This window comes from Streptomyces sp. NBC_00203 (genome assembly GCF_045206325.1).
Lineage (GTDB): Bacteria > Actinomycetota > Actinomycetes > Streptomycetales > Streptomycetaceae > Streptomyces > Streptomyces lutosisoli.
This window is the reverse complement of the sequence record NZ_CP108126.1, coordinates 8,906,397-8,927,171: the sequence shown is the minus strand read 5'-3', so window position 1 is coordinate 8,927,171 and position 20,775 is coordinate 8,906,397. Positions and strand designations below refer to the sequence as shown.

18 protein-coding genes are annotated in these 20,775 nt (G+C 71.2%); 9 read left to right on the top strand and 9 right to left on the bottom strand.

Features of this window, described 5'->3' with window-relative positions:
- Position 1: 1 nt before the first annotated feature.
- Together OG975_RS39665 and OG975_RS39660 are read right to left on the bottom strand one after the other, a co-directional pair.
- On the bottom strand, positions 2-1,750 hold the full coding sequence (locus OG975_RS39665) for a cation:proton antiporter (protein WP_406334385.1): 1,749 nt from the start codon (positions 1,748-1,750) through the stop codon (positions 2-4).
- A 118-nt stretch (positions 1,751-1,868) separates the two neighbouring features.
- On the bottom strand, positions 1,869-2,282 hold the full coding sequence (locus OG975_RS39660) for a DUF6325 family protein (RefSeq protein ID WP_381262324.1): 414 nt from the start codon (positions 2,280-2,282) through the stop codon (positions 1,869-1,871).
- A 192-nt stretch (positions 2,283-2,474) separates the two neighbouring features.
- Between OG975_RS39660 and OG975_RS39655 the strand changes: the two genes are divergently transcribed.
- Entirely contained in the window at positions 2,475-3,863 is a 1,389-nt protein-coding gene (locus tag OG975_RS39655) for a hypothetical protein (protein WP_406334384.1), read from the top strand.
- On the opposite strand, the gene OG975_RS39650 is transcribed toward OG975_RS39655, so the two are convergent.
- Entirely contained in the window at positions 3,847-4,809 is a 963-nt protein-coding gene (locus OG975_RS39650) for a DUF389 domain-containing protein (RefSeq protein ID WP_406334382.1), read from the bottom strand. The two genes, OG975_RS39655 and OG975_RS39650, sit on opposite strands and share 17 nt — an antisense overlap.
- A gap of 131 nt (positions 4,810-4,940) precedes the next feature.
- On the opposite strand from OG975_RS39650, the gene OG975_RS39645 reads away from it, so the two are divergent.
- The gene (locus OG975_RS39645) at positions 4,941-5,873 is read left to right on the top strand and encodes a cyclase family protein (protein WP_406334380.1); all 933 of its coding nucleotides are present in this window, start codon (positions 4,941-4,943) and stop codon (positions 5,871-5,873) included.
- A gap of 13 nt (positions 5,874-5,886) precedes the next feature.
- Here the strand turns inward: OG975_RS39645 and OG975_RS39640 are convergent, their stop codons facing one another.
- Positions 5,887-6,531 carry a GAP family protein gene (locus OG975_RS39640; RefSeq protein WP_406334378.1) on the bottom strand — a complete coding sequence of 215 codons (645 nt, stop codon included), beginning with the start codon at positions 6,529-6,531 and terminating at the stop codon, positions 5,887-5,889.
- A 241-nt stretch (positions 6,532-6,772) separates the two neighbouring features.
- Between OG975_RS39640 and OG975_RS39635 the strand changes: the two genes are divergently transcribed.
- The 5 genes from OG975_RS39635 (at position 6,773) to OG975_RS39615 (ending at position 13,460) form a co-directional block, all read left to right on the top strand.
- Positions 6,773-7,666: a YhjD/YihY/BrkB family envelope integrity protein gene (locus OG975_RS39635; RefSeq protein WP_406334376.1), complete on the top strand. Its 894-nt coding sequence runs from the start codon at positions 6,773-6,775 to the stop codon at positions 7,664-7,666.
- Positions 7,667-7,767: 101 nt separating this feature from the next.
- Positions 7,768-9,354: a GMC oxidoreductase gene (locus OG975_RS39630; protein ID WP_406334374.1), complete on the top strand. Its 1,587-nt coding sequence runs from the start codon at positions 7,768-7,770 to the stop codon at positions 9,352-9,354.
- Complete coding sequence (locus OG975_RS39625; RefSeq protein WP_406334372.1) at positions 9,351-10,769, top strand: DUF2252 domain-containing protein; 1,419 nt, start codon at positions 9,351-9,353, stop codon at positions 10,767-10,769. The genes OG975_RS39630 and OG975_RS39625 overlap by 4 nt, the downstream gene beginning before the upstream one ends.
- Positions 10,770-10,782: 13 nt before the next feature.
- Entirely contained in the window at positions 10,783-12,612 is a 1,830-nt protein-coding gene (locus OG975_RS39620; protein WP_406334370.1) for a glycoside hydrolase family 15 protein, read from the top strand.
- 119 nt (positions 12,613-12,731) lie between these two features.
- On the top strand, positions 12,732-13,460 hold the full coding sequence (locus OG975_RS39615; RefSeq protein ID WP_406334368.1) for an SIR2 family NAD-dependent protein deacylase: 729 nt from the start codon (positions 12,732-12,734) through the stop codon (positions 13,458-13,460).
- 19 nt (positions 13,461-13,479) lie between these two features.
- On the opposite strand, the gene OG975_RS39610 is transcribed toward OG975_RS39615, so the two are convergent.
- From OG975_RS39610 to OG975_RS39600, 3 genes are all read right to left on the bottom strand, one after another.
- Positions 13,480-13,962 carry a methylated-DNA--[protein]-cysteine S-methyltransferase gene (locus OG975_RS39610; protein WP_406334366.1) on the bottom strand — a complete coding sequence of 161 codons (483 nt, stop codon included), beginning with the start codon at positions 13,960-13,962 and terminating at the stop codon, positions 13,480-13,482.
- Between the two features lie 41 nt (positions 13,963-14,003).
- Entirely contained in the window at positions 14,004-15,500 is a 1,497-nt protein-coding gene (locus tag OG975_RS39605; RefSeq protein WP_406334364.1) for an AlkA N-terminal domain-containing protein, read from the bottom strand.
- A 70-nt stretch (positions 15,501-15,570) separates the two neighbouring features.
- Entirely contained in the window at positions 15,571-17,514 is a 1,944-nt protein-coding gene (locus OG975_RS39600; protein ID WP_406334362.1) for a heavy metal translocating P-type ATPase, read from the bottom strand.
- Positions 17,515-17,549: 35 nt separating this feature from the next.
- Here OG975_RS39600 and OG975_RS39595 point away from each other — a divergent pair, with 35 nt between their 5' ends.
- Together OG975_RS39595 and OG975_RS39590 are read left to right on the top strand one after the other, a co-directional pair.
- Positions 17,550-17,912 (top strand): ArsR/SmtB family transcription factor, encoded by a 363-nt coding sequence (locus OG975_RS39595; RefSeq protein ID WP_406334360.1) that lies wholly within the window; start codon positions 17,550-17,552, stop codon positions 17,910-17,912.
- Positions 17,913-17,940: 28 nt separating this feature from the next.
- Positions 17,941-19,095 carry an MFS transporter gene (locus tag OG975_RS39590; protein ID WP_406336674.1) on the top strand — a complete coding sequence of 385 codons (1,155 nt, stop codon included), beginning with the start codon at positions 17,941-17,943 and terminating at the stop codon, positions 19,093-19,095.
- Between the two features lie 267 nt (positions 19,096-19,362).
- Here the strand turns inward: OG975_RS39590 and OG975_RS39585 are convergent, their stop codons facing one another.
- The gene (locus OG975_RS39585) at positions 19,363-20,292 is read right to left on the bottom strand and encodes a M48 family metalloprotease (RefSeq protein ID WP_406334358.1); all 930 of its coding nucleotides are present in this window, start codon (positions 20,290-20,292) and stop codon (positions 19,363-19,365) included.
- Positions 20,289-20,660, bottom strand: a complete 372-nt coding sequence (locus OG975_RS39580) for a BlaI/MecI/CopY family transcriptional regulator (RefSeq protein WP_406334356.1) — start codon at positions 20,658-20,660, stop codon at positions 20,289-20,291. The genes OG975_RS39585 and OG975_RS39580 overlap by 4 nt, the downstream gene beginning before the upstream one ends.
- Positions 20,661-20,775 lie beyond the last annotated feature (115 nt).

The following is a 20,775-nucleotide window of genomic DNA, read 5'->3' as shown; positions in this document are numbered from 1 at the left end:
GTCAGGCGCTCAGGAGTACGGCGACGTCTCCGCCCTGCGGCGTCGGACCGCCGCCACGCGTGACGGGAAGCAGCCGGCCGTCCCCGCGCACCAGGAACAGCACGGTGTGCCCCGCCGGGACGGGACCGTCGACGCGATGTGTCACGACACGGGCGCCCAGGGCGTAGCGGCGCGTCAGTTCGGGTCCGGTCAGTTCCGGGCCGAAGAGCACCTGGCCACCTGTGTAGGGGGCGATGACGCCCTGACTCTCCACGGGCGGCCCGAGACGGTAGACCGTCCCCTCCACGCTGCCCTCGAGGTTCATCGACGCCAGCGCGTTGAAGTCGTCCTCGCCGGTGAGGAGCAGCACCCCGGTAAGGCCTTCGAGCTCCGCGCCCGCGCCCGTGGCCGCGGCGAACAGCTCTCCGGGGGCGAGTTCGATCCCGGCGGCCCTGATGCTGTCGCGCTCCGCCTCGTGCCCTGCCCACATGACCACGTCCAGCCCCGCCGAGCGCAGGGCCAGCCCCAGATCGACCACCCATGGATCGCCGCCCACCAGCAGGGGCCTGGAACGCGCCGAGCGCACCACGCCCAGCCGTCGGGCCACGGGCCTCGCGCTCAGCCCGTACAGCGTGACGGTGGCCACGATCACCACGAACGTGGCCGGGAGGATCTTGGCGGCGCCACCGATGCCCTTGTCGACCAGTGAGGACGAGAACGTCGAGGCGGTGGCCGCGGCCACGATTCCGCGGGGCGCCATCCACCCGAGGAAGCCCCGTTCCCCGGCCGTCAGATCGGTCCTCAGCGCTGACACAAGCGCCACCAGGGGACGGACGACGAGTACGAGGACCGCCACGAGACCCAGCGCCGGCAGCAGGACATGCCGCAGGGAGTGCGGGCTGACGGTGGCCGAGATGGAGATGAACAACAGTCCGATGACCAGATTCACGAGGGTCTCGAAGAACGGCCTTCGGGCAGAGACGTCCAAGCCGGGCAGGTTCGCCACCGCCAGCCCCATCAGAACGGCGGCGATGAGTCCCGTGTCGTCCCGGACCACGTCGCAGGCGGCCGCCACCCCGACCACCGCGGCGAGCTGCACCGTGGTGCCGAGCACCTCGCCGAGCCGGAGCCTGCGCAGCGCCACCGTCAGTACGGCCGCTCCGGCGACACCCCCCACCACTCCCACCGCGATACTGACGGCGAAGTGGCCGATCTCGCTTGCGAAGCCGCTGCGCCCTCCGGACGTGACACCGTGAAAGACCAGCGCGCCGAGGATGCCGCCCACCGGATCGATCAGCGACCCCTCCCAGATGAGGATCCGCTGCAACCGTTCCGTGGGACGGACGAAGTTGAGCAGCGGGCCGACAACGGTCGGCCCGGACACGATCAGGATCGCTCCGAGCATCACGGCCGCGCCCTGTGACATCCCGAGCAGCGGCATGGCCAGGAGCGCCGCCGAAACGCAGGTGACCAGGGTGCCCCACCAGATCAGCCGCACCACGACCCGGCGTGTGTGGGCCCTGAACCTCTTCAGGTCCAGGCCGAGCCCGGCATCGTAGAGGATCACCGCGACGGCCAGCGAGACCAGTGGCGAGAAGCTGCTGCCCAGGAGCCGCTCGGGGTTGACGTCGTCCGTCAGCGCGCCGGCGGTGAATCCGACGGGCAGCAGAACGATCAGCGCGGGGATGTGCAGAAGGTGGGCGACCAGCTGGGAAGCGGCGGCGAGTACGACGATCAGGCCGAGGCCGACGAGCACTTGGTCTTCCGTCACCGCGTTGCCTTCCGCGCTGCGGGACGGCAGCCGCCCGCGCCGACCTGTCGTTCTCCGGATGACGCCGAGGCGGATGACGCCAAAGCGCGCATCGCGGCACCGTCGCTTCGAGCAGGGCCTAGTCCGTGGCGTCCAGCGCGGCCAGCACGGCCGGCACCGGGATCCGCCCGGAGGCGACCAGTTGCGCACCGCCGCGTCGCAGGGCGGTGGCGAAGGGCGCGGCCCACAGGTTCTCGTAGATCAGGATTCCGGCGGAGTTGCCGGGCTCCAGGGCGGTGGCCGCCTCCTCGATGTCGTCCTGGCCGAGCAGGCCGGAGGATGCGCCCTCGAAGACGGCCAGGTCCAGAGCTCCGTCGCCGGTGAGATCGGCGATTTCCAGGCCGACCACGGATCCGTCCTCATCCTTCCTGACAAACATCAGATCGAGGATGCGGATGAGGCCGCGGTCCACCAGATCGACCAGCAGAGGAAAGCCCTCACCGGTCATCCGGTTGCCGGGAAACTCGACGACCACGTAATCGATCGGTCCCATTTCAACGAATTCTTCGCTCACGGCTTCACCCCTGGCTGGTAACGGAATTCCCCCTGTCCCCACTTGCCATGGATCTCTCGTCCCCGAATGCCATTGCATCATCGGACGGAAGCCGCCGCACTTCGATGCGTCATTCACCCACAGGGCGGGTTTCAGGTCGCGGGATCAGATCCGTACGGATCTCCTGTAACCATGACGAGCAGCCCGCCCCCACCCGACCCGGACAAACACCCCGTAGAGCCGTCCGGCGACCAACAGCTTTCGGCGCGGGAGCGCAACGAGCTGGACGAACTGCGGCACCGGGTCAGCGCCCTGGAGAGCGCCGGGCCGCCGGGGGCCGCGCGGCACCACTGGCTCCGGTCGACGGGTTCGGTCCTGCTGATTCTCCTCGCCTCACTGCTGTCACTGCTGGCCGTCGTCGCGGTCTGGGCGAACAGCATCGTGCGGGACACGGACCGCTACGTCGCCACCGTGGGGCCGCTGGCGAGCAATCCGGATGTGCAGAAGGCGGTCACCAACCGGGTCACCACCGAGGTCCTGGCGCAGATCGACGTGGAAGCGCTGGTCAAGCAGTTGGAGCAGGCGGCGGCCGAGAAGGGTGCCCCACCGAGGGCGTCCCAACTGCTCGGCGACCTGAAGGGCCCGATCACGAGCGGCCTGAAGAGTCTGGTCAGCGGCACCGTGGAACGGGTGGTCTCCAGCAACGCCTTCGACACCGTCTGGGTGAACGCGAACCGCCGGGTCCACAGCGCCCTGGACAAGGCCCTCACGGGCGAGTCCGGCGGTGCGGTGTCCGTCAAGAACGGTCAGGTCGCCATCGACGTGGGACCGATCGTGGCCCAGGTCAAGGACCAACTGGTCAGTGCCGGTTTCAAGCCGGCCGCTCGGATCCCGGCCGTCCACACGGACTTCGTGGTGTTCGCGTCCAAGGACGTCGGCAAGATCAAGACGTATCTGAGGCTGCTGGAGATCATCGGCACCTGGCTCCCCATCATCGCCGTACTGATCGCCGCCTTGGGCGTGTACCTGGCCGTCCACCGCCGCCGGGCGCTGATCGGGGTCGCGCTCGGGGTGTTCGTCGCCATGCTGGTGCTCGGCGTCGCACTCGCCCTCATGCGGTCGGTCTATCTCGACCATCTGCCCGTCGGGGCGTCCGAGGCCGCCGCCAGCGCGGTGTTCGACGCGCTGGTCAAGTTCCTGCGCTCCGGCATCCGGGCGGTCGGTGCGCTCGCTCTCGCGACGGCCCTCGGCGCCTTCCTCATCGGCCCGTCCCGGGTCGCCGTCCTCACCCGTACGGGCTGCCAGAAGGGCATCGGCGCCCTGCGCGACGTCGCCGTGTCGGCGGGGCTCCCGCTGGGTGCGGTCGGCCGGTTCGTGCACCGCTTCAAGCGGTGGATCGGCGGCGTGATCCTCGCGGTCGCCGCGATCGTCCTGTTCGCCTGGAACTACCCGACGATCGGGGTCGTGGTGTGGACGGGAGTGATCGTGCTGATCGCCTTCGCGATCCGCGAGTTCCTGGACACCGGCGCCCCTGCCACGCCGTCCACTCCTACGCCGCCCACTCCTACGCCGGCCGTCTGACCGCGTGCTCGTGCCGGCGCTCGCTCACCCGCCGCCAGAGCGCCCGCTGGCACTTGAGCGTGCCGGTCCCGACCACGATCAGTACGACGATGTTGAGCAGCAGCTGGAGCAGGGAACCCCAGGCCTCGTCCCAGCTGGCGTACGCGCACGAGACCCCGATGTCGGCTCCCGCCGGAATGGTGGTCACCGAGATGAAGACGCCGAGCAGTGCGCTCGTGCGGGCCTCGGTCAGCGAGACGATGCCGACGATCCCGGCCAGCACCGCCACCACGGCCGAGAAGAAGTTGGGGGTGTTGATCAGATTCGAGACGGGCCGCAGTCCCAGCTCGAAGGCCCTCGGTTGGAGCCCGAAGCCCCGGACGAGGAGGGAGAAGAGGTAGGTCGCGGCAATGGCCAGGAGGAAGCCCACGAGCAGGGCCATGAGGCCCTGCCGGATCCTCGGCCGGGAGCGGCGGTCGATCCCGAGGGCGACGCTGGTGATGGCCCCGTACTCGGGTCCGACCACCATGGCCGCGACGATGAGGATCTGGGAGTTGGTGATGATGCCCACCGCGCCGATGATTCCGGCGATGACGAGGAAGAGATAGAAGCTCGGCGGGTAACTGCCCTCGGCCCGGATCCGGGCCTCCACCTGCTCCCACACCGGAGCGCGCGTCTGGGCCCCGAGCTCCTCGGCACCGGCCTTGGCCGCGCGCTGCGAGAACGCGACGTCGACCGGCGCGAGGATGATGGAGCCACGGCGTTCCAGTCCGAGGTCCCGCAGTCCGCGCAGCACTTCGTTCGCGGCTCCGGTGAGGACGTCGCACTCGACGGCGTCGCCGTCGGGGTTGCGTACGCTGCCCCCGTGCAGCAGCAGGTTCAGGACGCACGGCTCGGCGCTCAGCAGGGCCATGGTGCGTTCCGTGAGGTCCGGCGGGCACACCGCCCGGACGTGGATCATGTCCATCCGGACCTCCGCGTATCGGTGCGGTGCGCGCCGGCATGTGGTCCGGACCGGTCGCTCATCCATTAACGCGGCGACTGCCGGACCCGGCAACTCGGCGTGCCGGAATCCGCCGACTGGCGGAGGGTGGAGGCATGGGGACGTCCGACGAGCTGAGCAAATCCGACTTCCGGTCGCTCTACCGACGCCTGCGCGACACGGCCCCCGGCGGTGCCACGCACCGGGGCGCTCTGGACACGATCACCGAAGAACAGGTGCTGGCGGCCGTCCGCGAGGTGCGGTCGGGACGTACGGTGTCGCTCGCCGCCCCCGTGAACACCCGTCCCGGACCCGACGACGCCGATCCGGCCGAGCACCGGCTCACCGCTCCGGCCGGCGGTGAACCGGACTCGATCGGCCTGGAGTTCGCGCGGGACCGCTTCGCCATGAACGTTCACGGCGATGTGGACAGCCACCTCGACGCACTGTGCCACGTCATCTACGACGGCACGCTGCACGGCGGCATACCGGCGGCGGACGTCCTGTCGCCGGACGGAGCGAGCGACCTGTCCGTCGACCTGGCCCGCGACGGCATCGTCAGTCGCGGGGTGCTCCTGGACATCCCCCGGGTGCACGGCGTGTCCTGGCTCGAACCCGGATCTCACGTGACCGCCGAGGACCTCGTCGGCGCCGAGGCACGGCAGGGGCTCCGGGTGGGCCGGGGCGACATCCTGCTCGTACGGGTCGGGCACCGCCGGCGCCGTGAGGAGCTCGGCCCCTGGGACACGGCCGGCGCCCGTGCCGGACTCCATCCGACCGCCATGGAGTTCCTGGCCGAGCGGGAGGTGGCCGTCCTCGGCAGTGACGGCAACAACGACACGGCCCCCAGCGCCGCGGAGGGGGTCGCGTTCCCGGTGCATGTGCTCGCCATCCACGCGATGGGACTGCATCTGCTCGACTATCTGCGGTTCGAGGACCTCGCGCCGATCTGCGTCCGGGAGGGCCGCTGGTCGTTCCTCTGCGTGATCGCCCCTCTCCGGCTGTCCGCGGCCACCGGCTCCCCGGTCAATCCCCTCGCGATCCTGTGACGGCCGACCCGGCTCAGGCGGTCAGCTCGTAGATGCTCCTGCTCACCAGCCAGATCCCCAGCACCAGCGACAGACTCACGATCGCCTGGTCCTGATGGCCTTCCAGCCACGTGCGCAGCCTCCCGAGCCGTTCGCGGGCAGCGTCGGGGGCGAAGGTCGCGTAGATCTCCATCGTCAACAGGCTGGAGCTGGCCAGCAGGCAGTAACCCAGCAAGACGGCGTACGAGGCGGGACGGGAGAGGTCGGCCTCCACCACCGTGGCGGCACCGGCGGCCACGCAGCCCCACGGCTGAAGGAGGAACGCCAGCCCGGCCGCCGTCCACGGGGAGATCGTGTCAATCCTCGACAGCAGCCCGGAGGATTTCTGCCGCTTGCCCGCTGTGTGGCGGGCGTGCTCCGCGTACCAGACGAGTCCGACGCCGATGGCCAGTTTGGCGGCCAGCGCGGCTGTGGAGGGCGGAGACTTCGGCGGTGGCGGCTCCCCGCCGGTCATGAGCAGCACCACGGCGAGGATCCCGACGAAGCAGGCCAGCCACGCGAGGATGAAGGCCAGCCCCTTCCAGATCCCGTTGTGTGTGGACAGCACCAGGACGAATCCGGTGACCGGAAACGGGTTCAAGGCGATCGCCAGGCCGATGAGAACCAGGTCAAGGACCATCCCTGCCTCCATGCGGCCTCGCGAGCCCCACGGCGGCGCCGGAAGCGCGCATGATCCCATCGTCACCGCCCCCGTCCGCACCCACAAATCCGCGGTTCCGCCCGGAACGCCACCGGCGGCCTCTTCCCCCGTACGGCGCAACGGCGCTCGCGCCGCAGGCCCGGCGGCCGCCCCGGGCGGCACCCTGGTGGCGCGGGCACGCCTCGGGGGCGTGGAACCCAGGCCCGACCCGGGGAGCAGGATGCACGCAGGCAGAGGATCCGGCTCGCCCACGAGTGGCAGGGCGGGCCGCTGGCGCGCGCGGGCGGCGAGTACGGGGGCCCGGCTGCTGCGGCTGCGGAACAGCGCCGAGGAGCGGTTCCCGGTGATCACCCGCCTCACCTCCCACCTGATCGCGGTGAACCTGCTGGACTCCGCGACGCGGCTGGCGGCCCAGGCCTTCCTGACCGCCGTTCCCCTGCTGTTCGTGGTCGCCTCCTTCGCACCGGAGGGCCTGCGCAACCAGATCGTCGACTCCGTGCACGACGTCCTCGGTATCAACGGCGCCGCCGACCAGCAGCTGAAGATGGTCTACAACGCCGATTCCGGAAGCCTGCGGCAGAGCACCGGGCTGGTCAGCGCACTGATGGTGCTGCTCTCCGCCACCGCGTGCAGCCGTGCGATGCAGCGGCTCTGCCAGCGCGCTTGGCGGCTGCCGAAAACGAGCGCGCGGATCGTCGCATGGAGATGGCTCGTGTGGCTCGTGGCCTTCCTGGCCGTGATCGCCCTGCAGGGACCGCTGCGGAACGGATTCGGCGCGGGGCTGTGGCTCGGCCTGCCGCTGGTGCTGGTCACCCAGGTGGGCGTCTGGTGGTGGACCCAGCACCTGCTGCTGGCCGCCCGCGTCCCCTGGCTGCCGCTGCTGCCCGGCGCGCTCATCACCGGGATTGCCATGACCGTGCTGGCGGTGGTGGCCAAGCTGTACGTGCCCACCGCGCTCAACCACAGCCTGGACCGGTACGGATCGCTGGGCGCGGTCTTCACCGTGCTGTCGTGGCTGATCGGACTCTGCGTCGTCGTCGCCGTCGGCATCACCACTGGCGCCGTCATCGCACGGGAACCCGCCGTGGCCCGGCGCCTCGGCTCACCCGACTAGCCCAACTCGCCGGAAACATGGCCCGGAGCTACGTTGGTTGGTGGGGTTGACGCCCTCTTCACCCGGCAATACCGAACCATGTTCCAAGGACGGTGGCCGGCATGGCCGACGCGCAGCACTATGACGTCATCGTTATCGGCACCGGTGCGGGCGGTGGCACGATCGCCCACCGACTGGCGCCCACCGGCAAACGGATTCTCCTTCTCGAACGCGGTGGTTATCTGCCCCGCGAACGCGACAACTGGGATTCCACCGCGGTCTTCGTCAAAGGGAAATACCGCGCCCCGGAGTTCTGGTTCGACAAACACGGAAACCAGTTCCCGCCCGAGGTCAATTACTACGTGGGCGGCAACACCAAGTTCTACGGCGCCGCCCTCTTCCGTATGCGCCCCGAGGACTTCGGCGAACTCCGCCACCACGACGGCGTCTCCCCCGCCTGGCCGCTTCGCTACGAGGACCTGGAGCCGTACTACACACAGGCCGAACACCTCTATCTCGTCCACGGCCGGCACGGCGAGGACCCGACCGAGGGTCCCACCAGCGGCCAGTACGCCTACCCGCCGGTCCAGCACGAGCCGCGCATCCAGCAACTCAGCCACGATCTGGAGAAGCAGGGGCTACACCCCTTCCACCTGCCGATCGGGGTGAACCTCACCCAGGACGACCGGGGCCGGGCCGTACACACCAGCGCCTGTATCCGCTGCGACCGCGTCGACGGCTTCCCCTGTCTGGTCGGCGCGAAGTCCGACGCGCAGGTCATCTGCGTCGACCCCGCCCTCGAACACGCCAACGTCGAGATGGTCACCCACGCGGACGTGCGGCGCCTGGAAACGGATGCGACCGGGCGCAGTGTCACCTCTGTCGTCGCGACGGTGGGCGACGGGGACGCCTCGACCGTGGAATTCAGCGCCGACATCGTGGTCGTCGCCTGCGGAGCCGTCAACTCCGCCGTTCTGCTGTTGCGTTCGGCCAGTGACCGCCATCCGCAGGGCCTGGCCAACAGCTCGGACGTGGTGGGCCGGCACTACATGCGGCACAACAACCTGGCCCTGATGGCCGTCTCCAAGGAGCCGAACGACACCAGGTTCCAGAAGACCCTGGCGCTGCACGACTGGTACCTGGGATCCGACGACTGGGACTATCCCCTCGGCGGCATCCAGATGCTCGGCAAGTCCGACTCCGCGCAGATCCACGGCGAAGCGCCCCGCTGGGCCGGGGCCGTCACTCCCGACATGCCGTTCGAGGTACTCGCCCACCACGCGGTCGACTTCTGGCTGTGCGGAGAGGATCTGCCCGTCGCCGACAACCGCGTCACCCTGGACGGGGACGGCGGCATCCACCTGGCCCTCGACGAGAAGAACAACATCGCCGGGCTGCAACGCCTGCGGCACAAACTGCAGGGCATGCTCAGCCACTTGGGCATGCACGAACACCATCTTCTGTCGCACAGCATCTACCTGCACAAGGGCATGCCCATCGGTGCCACCGCGCATCAGGCGGGCACGGTCCGCTTCGGGAATGACCCCGCCGGCTCCGCCCTCGACGTCAACTGCAAGGCCCACGACCTCGACAACCTGTACGTCGTCGACACGAGCTTCTTCCCGAGCATCGGAGCGGTCAACCCTTCGCTGACCGCCATCGCCAACGCCCTGCGCGTCGGTGACCACATCGCGGAGCGACTGCAATGACCGCCAACCACCCGGCCGACGGCGACACCCGGCACCGAACACCGCAGGAGCGCGCCGCACTCGGCAAGGACGCCCGCTCTGCCGTACCCCGCTCCAGTCACTCCGAGTTCGCGCCCACGGACAAGCGGCCCGACCCGGTGGACATCATCGAGGCGCAGTCGGCGACGCGGGTGCCGGAGCTCGTACCGATCCGCTACGGCAGGATGACCGAGTCACCCTTCCGCTTCTACCGGGGGGCCGCCGCCATCATGGCCGGCGACCTCGCCGACACCCCACGGAGCGGGATCAGAGCGCAGTTGTGCGGCGACGCGCACCTGCTGAACTTCCGGCTGCTGGGCTCGCCCGAGCGCCGCATGATGTTCGACATCAACGACTTCGACGAGACACTGCCCGGCCCGTGGGAGTGGGATGTCAAGCGGCTGTCCGCCAGTCTCGTCATCGCGGGCCGGGCGAACGGCTTCAGCACCAGGGAGCGGGCCGACATCGTGATGTCGGCCGTGCGGTCGTACCGCAAGTGGATGCGGCGCTTCGCCACCATGGGCAATCTCCCCGTGTGGTACTCCCAGTTCGACGAGGATTGGGTGTGGGAGCACTTCGTCCAAGACGTGAGCACGCGGGCCCGCCAGCGCTGGACCCAGTCGGTGGCGAAGGCACGCACCCGGGACAGTCTCCAGGCCTTCGGCAAGCTCACCCACCTCGTCGACGGGAAGGTCCGCATCGCCCCGGATCCGCCGCTGATCACGCCGCTCCAGGACCTGCTTCCGGACGTCGAACGCGCCGAGCTGGAGAAGCAGATCCGCCGGTTGATCGAACGTTACGGTCAGAGCCTCCCGTCGGACCGGCGGTTCCTGCTGGAGCAGTACCGGCTGGTCGACGTGGCCCGCAAGGTGGTCGGGGTGGGGAGCGTCGGCACCCGCTGCTGGATCATCCTCCTGCTCGGCCGGGACAACACGGATCCGCTGCTTCTCCAGGCCAAGGAGGCCGACGAGTCGGTGCTGGCGCCGTTCGCCGGGGCCAGCGGCTACCGGACGCAGGGCGAGCGCGTGGTCGCCGGCCAGCGGCTCATGCAGGCCACCAGCGACATCTTCCTGGGCTGGGAACGGGCCGACGGCATCGACGGCGGCCGACGGGACTTCTACGTACGGCAGTTGCGGGACTGGAAGGGCATCGCCGAGCCCGAGACGATGGTGCCGAGGGGATTGCGGGCCTTCGGTTCGCTGTGCGGTGCCACGCTGGCCCGCGCGCACGCGAGGTCGGGCGACCGGATCGCGATCGCCTCGTATCTGGGCGGGGGCGACGTCTTCGACCGGGCGCTGGTGACGTTCGCCGAGCGCTATGCCGACCAGAACGAGAAGGACCACCAGGCACTCGTCGACGCGGTCCGTTCGGGGCGGGTCAAAGCAGAGGCAGCCTGACAAGGAGATCAGCATGGATCGCTATCCGCCCATCGCCGACCACGGGCTCGTCGGGGACCTGCAGACCGCGGCGCTGGTGTCGTCCCAGGGTGTGATCGACTGGTTCGCGGCACCGCGCTTCGACTCGCCGAGTGTTTTCGCCGCCCTGCTCGACCACGATGGGGGCGGGTATTTCCTCCTCGCGCCCGAGCACCCCGAGGGAACCTGGAAGCAGCTCTACTACCCGGACACCGCTCTCGTGGTGACCCGCTTCATGTCACCCGACGGGGTCGGCGAGGTCATCGACCACATGCCGGTCCAAACGGGCCTGACGGCAACCGACCGGCACAGCCTGGTACGGGTCGTCCGCTCGGTGCGCGGCACCGTGCGCTTCGGCCTCGAATGCCGGCCGCGGTTCGACTACGCGCGGGCCACCCACACACTCGACCTCGCGCCCGACACGAACACCGCGACGTTCCAGGCTCCGGGGACGACCGCCTACCTTCAGGGCAGCATCCCGCTCGAACAGGACGGGCAGGACGTCCGGGGCAGCATCACCCTCAACGCCGGAGAGACGGCGGGCGTGGTGTTCACCGTGTGCGCGCCGGGTGGAGAGATGCCGCCGCCACCCACCACCGAGCGGATCACGGAAGAGCTCTGGGAGAACGTCGACTTCTGGCAGAAGTGGGTGCGCACCTCGCGCTACCAGGGCCGCTGGACAGAAATGGTGCACCGCTCCGCGATCACCCTCAAGCTCCTCACCTACGCCCCCTCGGGCGCACCGGTCGCCGCCGCCACCATGGGGCTGCCCGAGCAGGTCGGCGGTGAACGCAACTGGGACTACCGGTACACCTGGGTGCGGGACGGCTCGCTGTCGGTACGGGCCCTGCTCGACCTCGGTTTCGTGGAGGAGGCGACCCGCTTCACCCACTGGCTCCGCGACCGCCTCGGTGCCCGCGAGGGACCGGACGACGAACCCCTCCAGATCATGTACCGGGTCGACGGTGACCCTCATCTGACGGAGGAGATCCTGGAGCACTTCGAGGGCTACCGCGGCTCGTACCCGGTCCGGGCCGGCAACGCCGCATCCGACCAGCTGCAACTCGACATCTATGGCGAGGCCCTCTACGCCCTGGCCGAGGGCCGCACGGTCGGTGAACAGGCGGGCTATCACGCGTGGAAGAGCCTGGCCTCGACTCTGAACTGGCTCGCCGACTCCTGGGACCGGCCCGACGAGGGCATCTGGGAGACCCGGGGCGGCCGCAAGGACTTCACCTACAGCCGGGTGATGTGCTGGGCCGCCTTCGACCGCGGTCTGAAAATGGCGGCCGAGTTCAGCAGGCCCGCCGACACCGTGCTCTGGACGAAGGCGCGGGACGCGATCCTCGAACAGGTCATGGAGAGCGGCTGGAACGAGAAGGAGCAGGCCCTCGTCCAGTACTACGGCGGCGATGTCCTGGACGCCTCCCTGCTGCTCGCCCCCCGCGTCGGATTCCTGGCCCCCCGGAGCCCGGCCTGGCTCAGCACCCTCGACGCCATGGACCGCGTCCTGGTCTCCGACAGCCTCGTCTACCGCTACGACCCCCAGGCCTCCCCCGACGGACTGCGCGGTTCCGAAGGAACGTTCAGCCTGTGCACGTTCCTGTACGTCGACGCCCTCGCCCGCGCGGGACGCCTTCCGCAGGCCCGCTACGCCTTCGAGAAGATGCAGACATACGCCAACCACGTCGGCCTGTTCGCCGAGGAGATCGGCCCCAGCGGCGAGCAACTCGGCAATTTCCCGCAGGCGTTCACCCATCTCTCCCTGATCATGGCCGCGACAACGCTGGACGAGGCGCTCGACGCGCTCCGGCTCCGTAGCTGAACGCCGGGATTCCCGGCCCACCGCGAACAACTGCGGCCCGCCGACTCCCGCCAGGAACCAGAACGCGACCAGCGATATCCATTCGCCGCCCCCTCGTCCCCCGACCTACCCTCAGTCCCATGACCAAGCCCCTCGTCGCCATTCTGAGCGGCGCCGGTATCTCCACCGATTCCGGAATCCCGGACTACCGCGGCCCCAACGGGCTGTGGCGGCGCGACCCGGAGGCCGAGAAGCTCGTCGCGTACGACTACTACATGGGCGATCCGGAGATCCGGCGCCGCTCGTGGCAGATGCGGCGCAAGAACCGCGCGCTTCAGGCGGAGCCGAACGCCGCGCACCGGGCCGTGGCCGAGCTGGAGCGGTCCGGAGTGCCGGTGCGGGTGATCACGCAGAACGTGGACGGGCTGCATCAGCTCGCCGGGATGCCGGCGCGGAAGGTGCTCGAACTGCATGGCACCGCAAGGAGTTTCGTCTGCACCAAGTGCCATGCTCGGGGACCGATGGAGGACGCCCTCGCGCGGGTCGAGGCCGGTGAGGTGGACCCGCCGTGTCTGGAGTGCGGCGGCATCCTCAAGTCGGCGACCGTCATGTTCGGGGAGCGGCTCGACCCCGTCGTCCTCGGCGAGGCCGTTGCCATCACCAAGGCCTGCCAGGTGTTCATCGCCGTCGGAAGCAGTCTGCAGGTGCAGCCCGCCGCCGGGCTTGCCGGTGTCGCCGCCGACCACGGGGCCCGCCTGATCATCGTCAACGCCGAGCCGACACCGTACGACGACCGCGCCGACGAGGTCCTACGGGAGCCGATCGGCACGGCGTTGCCCAAGCTTCTGCTCGGGCTGGGCAACAGCTAAGCGGTCTAGGGGAGACCGCTTAGAAGAGAGCCGCTCCGCTTTCGAAGTCCAGCAGCCGCTTCTTGCGGTCCAGGCCGCCGCCGTATCCCGTGAGGCTGCCGTTGGCGCCGACCACGCGGTGGCAGGGGACGATGATGCCGATGGGGTTCTTGCCGTTGGCGAGGCCGACCGCGCGGGAGGCGCCCACGTTGCCCAGGGCTTCGGCCAGTTCACCGTACGAGCGGGTCTCGCCGTAGGGAATCCGGCGCAGTTGGTCCCAGACACTGCGCTGGAAGGGCGTGCCGGCCATCCGCAGTTCGAGGGTGAAGTCCTTCGACTCGCCCGCGAAGTAGGCCTTCAGCTGGGCTTCCGCCTCGTCGAAGAGGCTGTCGTCGCGCTCGCCGAAGTTCTCCTCCGGCGGACGGTGGCGCTGGCCGACCATGTAGAGGCCGCACAGGACGCCGTCGTCGGCGACGAGGGTGAGGGGGCCGTAGGGGCTGTCGATGACCGTGTGCTGTTTCACTGAGTGTCCTGTGTCCTTGAATGAATTTCGGCCCAACGGGCTCATACCGGGAGGAAGTTGATCGGGTGGCTGTCCGTCGCCCACAGGTACTGGACCGCGTACGCCCGCCACGGCCGCCACGCTGCCGCGCGTGCGGTGAGCGCGGCCGGGGTCGAGGGCAGGCCCAACTCCTGGGCGGCGCGCCGGATTCCGAGGTCGGTGGGGAGGAAGGCGTCGGGGTCGCCGAGGGCGCGCATCGCGATGACGTCGACCGTCCAGGGGCCGAAACCGGGCAGCGCCAGCAGTCGGGCGCGGGCCTCGGCCCAGTCACTCTCCACGCCCAAGTGGAGAGTGCCGTCCGCGAGTTGGCGTACGAGCGTGGTGAACGTGGTGCGGCGGGTGTGCGGCATCGCGAGCGACTCGGGGTCGAGTGCGGCGAGCGCCTCGGAGGACGGGAAGAGGTGGGTGAGGCCGCCCTCCGGGTCCTCGACCGGTTCGCCGTGCGCGGTGACCAGGCGGGCCGCGTGGGTGCGGGCCGCGGCCGTGGAGACCTGCTGGCCCAGCACGGCTCGTACGGCGAACTCGGCCTCGTCGACCGTACGCGGCACCCGGCGGCCCGGCGCCTTGTCGACGAGCGGGGCGAGCAGCGGGTCGGTGCGCAGCTGGCCGTCGACCGCGACCGGGTCGGCGTCCAGGTCGAGCATGCGGCGGCAGCGGCTGATCGCGACGGGCAGGTCGCGCAGGTCGCTGAGGCTGAGGCGGCAGGCGACGTGGTCGGCGTTCGGGGTGAGCGCGGCGATCCCGTGGCCGTAGGGCAGGCGCAGGGTGCGCCGGTACGCCCCGTCGCGCCACTCCTCGACGCCGGGTACGGCGGTCGCCGCGAGGTGGCCGAACAGGTTGTCGGGGTTGAGGGGGGCGCGGAAGGGGAGCCGGAGGCTCAGAACCCCCGGCGCGCCCGCTCCCGCGATACCCGCCGCCCGCTTCCTGGGCACGCGGGTGCGCAGCTCGCTCGGCGACAGTGCGAAGACCTCGCGCACGGTGTCGTTGAAGGTGCGGATGGAGGAGAACCCGGCCGCGAAGGCGATCTCCGCCATCGGGAGCGCGGTGGTCTCGATGAGCAGCCGCGCGGTCTGGGCGCGCTGGGCCCGGGCGAGCGCCAGCGGTCCCGCGCCCAGCTCGGCCAGTAGCTGCCGTTCGATCTGGCGGGTGCTGTAGCCGAGCCGGGTGGCCAGGCCCGGCACGCCCTCGCGGTCCACCACGCCGTCGCCGATCAGGCGCATCGCGCGGGCCACCAGGTCGGCTCGCTGGTTCCACTCGGGTGAGCCGGGGCTGGTGTCCGGGCGGCAGCGCTTGCAGGCCCGGAATCCGGCCTGCTGGCAGGCGGCCGCGCTCGGGAGGAACGTCATGTTCTCCGGCTTCGGCGGCACGACCGGGCAGCTGGGCCGGCAGTAGATCCTGGTGGTCAGCACCGCGGTGAAGAACCATCCGTCGAAGCGCGCGTCCTTCGACTGGACGGCGCGCACGCAGCGCTCGGTGTCCGTGTGCATCGCGTTCTGCATGTCTCAAGCATCGGACACACGCGAGGACGGGGCTGGCGAGAATACGACATGTACGTGGCGCTGCCTGCGGCTAGCCGGCGTCCATTTTCCGCCACGCGGATTCCCGCAGCAGCCGCAGTCCGTTCAGGCCGACCAGGACGGTGGAGCCCTCGTGGCCCGCGACGCCGAGCGGGAGCGGAAGGTGGCCGAGGAGGTCCCACAGGACCAGGGCCGTGATGAACGTACCGGCGACGACCAGGTTCTGGGCGACCAGGCGGCGGGCGGCACGGGAGAGACGTACGACCGCGGGGATGGCGGCCAGCTCGTCGCGGACGACGACGGCGTCGGCGGTCTCCAGGGCGAGGTCGGACCCGGCGCGGCCCATCGCGATCCCGGCGTGGGCGGCGGCCAGGGCGGGGGCGTCGTTGACTCCGTCGCCGACGAACAGCACCTTGCGGTGGGCGAGTTGGAGTACGGCCTCGACCTTGTCCTGCGGGAGGAGACCGGCGCGTACGTCGGTGATGCCGGTGGCGGTGGCCACCTGGGCGGCGGCGCGCGGGTTGTCGCCGGTGAGCAGCGCGGGTGTGGTGCCGGTCAGGGCGGCGAGCGCGGAGACGACTGCGGGGGCGTCGGGGCGGAGGCGGTCGGTGAGGGTGAGGGTGCCGACGGGGGTGCCGTCGCGTTCCACGAGGACGACCGTGCCGTCGCCGGTGTGGGGGTGCGCGGCCGGGCGGCCGACCCTGACGGCGTGGCCGTCGACCGTGGCGGTGACGCCGTGCCCCGGCCGCGCCGTGAAGGCGTCGGCGGGCGCCAGGCGCAGGCCACGGGACCGGGCGGCGGAGACGATCGCGCGGGCGAGCGGATGTTCGCTGGCGTGCTCGGCGGCGGCCGCCAGGGCCAGCAGGGCGTCCTCGTCCAGGCCCGAGCCCGGCGCCGGACGGACAGCCGTCAACTCGGGCGCGCCCTCGGTGAGCGTGCCGGTCTTGTCGAGCGCGGCCATGTCGATCTCGCCGAGGCGTTCCATGGCGAGGGCCGACTTGACCAGGACTCCGTGCCGTCCGGCGGTGGCGATGGCGGAGAGCAGCGGCGGCATGGTGGCCAGCACCACCGCGCACGGCGAGGCGACGATCATGAAGGTCATCGCCCGCAGCAGCGCGCCGGTGAGGTCCGCCCCGAAGGCGAGCGGCACGGCGAAGACGGCGAGGGTGGCGGCCACCACGCCCACCGCGTACCGCTGTTCGACCTTCTCGATGAACAGCTGCGTCGGCGCCTTGGTGCGGGAGGCCTCCTCGACGAGGGTGACGATCCGGGCGATCACCGAGTCGCCGGGGTCGCGCTCGACGCGGACACGCAGCGCGCCGGTGCCGTTGAGCGTGCCCGCGAAGACCTCGTCGCCGGGGCGCTTGACGACCGGCAGCGGTTCACCGGTGATGGTCGCCTGGTCGGCCTCGCTCACCCCGTCCAGGACCTGCCCGTCGGCGCCGATCCGCTCCCCCGGGCGGATCAACAGCACGTCTCCCAGGGCGAGTTCGAAAGTCGCCACGGTCTCCTCGCCCGCGTCCGTCAGCCGGGTCGCGGTCGTCGGCGCGAGGTCGAGCAGACCCCGTACGGAGTCGGCGGTACGGGCGGTGGCGAGGGCCTCCAGGGCTCCGGAGGTGGCGAAGATGACGATCAGCAGGGCACCGTCCAGGACTTGCCCGATCGCGGCCGCGCCCAGCGCCGCGACGATCATCAGCAGGTCGACGTCCAGGGTCTTCTCGCGCAGCGCCCGCAGCCCTTCGAGGGCGGGCTCCCAGCCTCCGGCGGCGTACGCGATCGCGTAGAGCGGGCCGTACGTCCACCCCGGCGCGCCGCCGAGGTGCGGCGGGAGTGCGAGCAGGAAGGCGACGGTCGCGAGGAGCGCCCAGCGGGCCTCGGGCAGCGCGAGGAGGCGCGTGCGGCGGCGCGGGGGCGCCGGGGCGGGGGGCTCGGTGACGGGTGGCGGGGCGAGAGTGGGAGTCACGCGGAGACCATACAGGAACACATGAAGACTCATTCATATCTTCATGCACGGTGGGTAAGATACCGCCCATGGGTCATGGAGCCGTCACCGCCGCGCAGGACGCCACCCCGCGTGTACGTCTGGACGCGGCCAACGTCGCGAAGGTGGCCACCACGCTCCAGGCCCTGTCGACCCCCTCCCGCCTGCTGATCCTCGCCCGGCTGCGCGAAGGACCGCTCCCGGCCACGGAGTTGGCCGCGGCGGTGGGCATGGAGCAGTCCGCCTGCTCGCATCAGCTGCGTCTGCTGCGCAACCTGGGCCTGGTCGTCGGCGAGCGGAGCGGCCGCTCGGTGGTGTACGCGCTTCACGACCACCATGTCGCCCAACTCCTCGACCAGGCGGTCTTCCACGTGGAGCATCTGCGGCTCGGCCTCAGTGACGCGCCCGAGTGAGGTGACGGCGGCGGCGCCCGCGCGGCAGATGTGGCCGCTGTACGCCGCCGGGTTCACCACCGCGTTCGGGGCGCACGGCATCGCCGCGAACCTGGGCGGGCGCTCCGAGGACCGGGTCACCTCGCTCCTCGTCCTGGGCGGACTGCTCGCCCTCTACGACGGGGCCGAGGTGCTGCTGAAGCCGGTGTTCGGCACGCTCGCCGACCGGGTCGGCGCCCGGCCCGTGCTGCTCGGCGGGCTTGTCGCCTTCGCCGCCGCGTCCGCGCTGTACGTCGTGGTGGACCGGCCCGGCCTGCTGTGGGCGGCCCGGCTCGGTCAGGGCGCGGCGGCCTCCGCGTTCTCGCCGGCGGCCTCCGCGCTGGTCGCCCGCCTCAGTCCGGCGGCGGGGCACGGGCGGGCGTACGGGAGTTACGGCTTCTACAAGTCCATCGGCTACACGCTCGGGCCGCTGCTGGGCGGTGTGCTCGTGTGGGCCGGCGGGCTGCGGCTGCTGTTCGGCGTGCTCACCGTGCTGGGCGCGGTCGTCGCCGTATGGGCGCTGTTCTCCGTGCCGCGCGTGCCGCCGCTGCCGCGTACCCGGCAGACCGTGCTCGACCTGGCCCGCCGGCTGGCCGATCCCGCGTTTCTCACCCCGACGGCGGCGCTCGCGGGTGCGACGGCCGCGCTGTCCGTGGGGGTGGGGTTCCTGCCCGTCTCCGGGGCGGCGGTGGGGCTCGGCACGGTGGCGACCGGTGCCGCGGTGTCGGTCCTGGCGGCCTGTGCGGCGGTGGTCCAGCCGTGCGCCGGGCGGGCGTTGGACGCGGGCCGGCTGACCGCCCGCGTGGGGATCGGTGCCGGGCTGCTGACCGCCGCCGCGGGGCTCGTCTGCGCGATGCTGCCCGGGCTGACGGGCGTTCTGCTCGCGGCCGCGCTGATCGGCGTCGGCACGGGGCTGATCACTCCGCTGGGTTTTGCCGCGCTGGCGGGCGGTACTCCTCGGGAGCGGCTCGGGCAGACGATGGGTGCCGCTGAGCTGGGGCGTGAACTGGGGGATGCGGGTGGGCCGTTGCTGGTTGCGGTGGTCGCCACGGTGGGGACATTGGCGTACGGGTTCGGGGTGCTCGCGGTGGTGCTCGCGGGCGGGGCGGTTGTGGGCGGTGTGTTGGGGAGCCGTGCGGGAGGGGGGCGGCGGGGCCGCATCTAGCCCCGCGGGGTTTTTCGCCCCCGCCGCCCCTACCCGTCCCATCCCGTTCCTGGGGCTCCGCCCCAGACCCCGTGGGGTGGGTGGGGGCTGTGTGTCGGGTGCGGGTGGGTGGGGGTTGCTCGCGCAGTTCCTCGCGCCCCTTGGGTGGGGGTGGGTCGGCGTTGTTTGTCTGGGTGCGGGGCTGTGGGGGTTGCTCGCGCAGTTCCTCGCGCCCCTTAAGAGCGGGGCTGCGCCCCGCGATCCCCGCGGAGCCGTCAGCTTGAGGCGTCAGGGGGTTTCTTCGCCCTGGGCGATCTCTACCTCGTGATGGAAGGCGAGGATGCCGGTCGCCGAGGCTCCGGCGGAGGCGGCCGCGCAGGTGGCGAGGAGTAGGGCGATCCAGGGGGCGGCGCGGTGGCGGCGGGGCGGGGAAGCGAGGAGGGCCGCGACGCGTTGGGGTACGGGGCCCGAGGTGGCCGCGGGGGCGAAGTCGGGGCGGGTGGAATGGGACGCCGTGGTGGCCAGGGCGGCGCGGGCGATGGCGCGGGCGGTCAGGCGCCGGTCCCCCACCGCGACGGCGGCGGCCTCGTCGGCGGCGCGCTCGGCGGCGAGCGCGATGACCGGGCGGACCGGGCGCAGGCCGGGGTGGCAGTGGGCGGCGAGTTCGGCCGCGAGGAGGAAGCGGTGGTGGCCGCCCGCGTTGTGGGCCCGCTCGTGAGCGAAGAGCGCCTCGCGTTCGTCGGCGCCGAGGCTGCGGAGCATCGCGGTGGTGACGACGATCCGGTGCGGGCGGCCCGGCAGGGCGTACGCGTCCGGGTGCGGTGACTCGATGACGCACAGGTCACCCGCGGCGGGGCGGCGGTCGGCCTCGGTGCGGGCGGTGCGGAAGGCGCGGAGCTGGCGCAGGGCCGAACGCCCGAGGGTCCAGGCTCCGATGGTGAGCGCGCCGGTGGCGGCCGCCGCCGCGGGCAGGACGACCAGGTCCGAGGCGGTGCGCAGGGGGTGGACGAGATCGCCGAGGCCCGCGAAGACCGGCAGTTTGAACAGGCCGGTCAGAAGCAGCGCGCCCAGCGCGGCCACGGAGGCTCCGGCGAGCACCACGACGGCGAGCGTCAGCGTCCACAGCGCGGTCACGGGTGCGAGACGGCCGAGGCAGCGGCGGGCCAGCGCCGGCACCGCGAAGGGCACCAGCAGCGGGATCAGCAGCAGAGCCGTCATGCCTCACCCGGTTCCAGCAGATCGCGCAGCAGGCGCTCGTCGTCGGGACTGAGCTGGGCGACGAACCGGGCCAGGGCCGTCTCGCGGTCGTCGTCCCGGTCGAGTTCGCTGTGCATGCGCCGGGCGGTGAGACCGTGCGGGTCCTGGATGGGGAAGTACGCGTAGCCCCGGCCCTGCCGCTCGCGGCCGACGATGCCCTTCTCGTGCAGCCGGGACAGGATCGTCGTCACCGTCGTACGCGCCAGACCCGAGTCCAGCTCCAGCTGCACACGCCCGGGCGTGATCGGTGCCCCGGCGGCCCAGAGAGCGGCCATCACGCTGGCCTCGAGCTCGCCCGCCGGTCGGCGTTCGTCCTTCGCGCTGGTCATGGGAACGATCCTCACCCCGCCATCGTCTACAGTTCAGTAGACCGTCTACAGGATTGTAGTCACTCGGGTACGTGTCGACCGTACCCGCCCGTCCAGTATGAGAGGGCCCGCGACA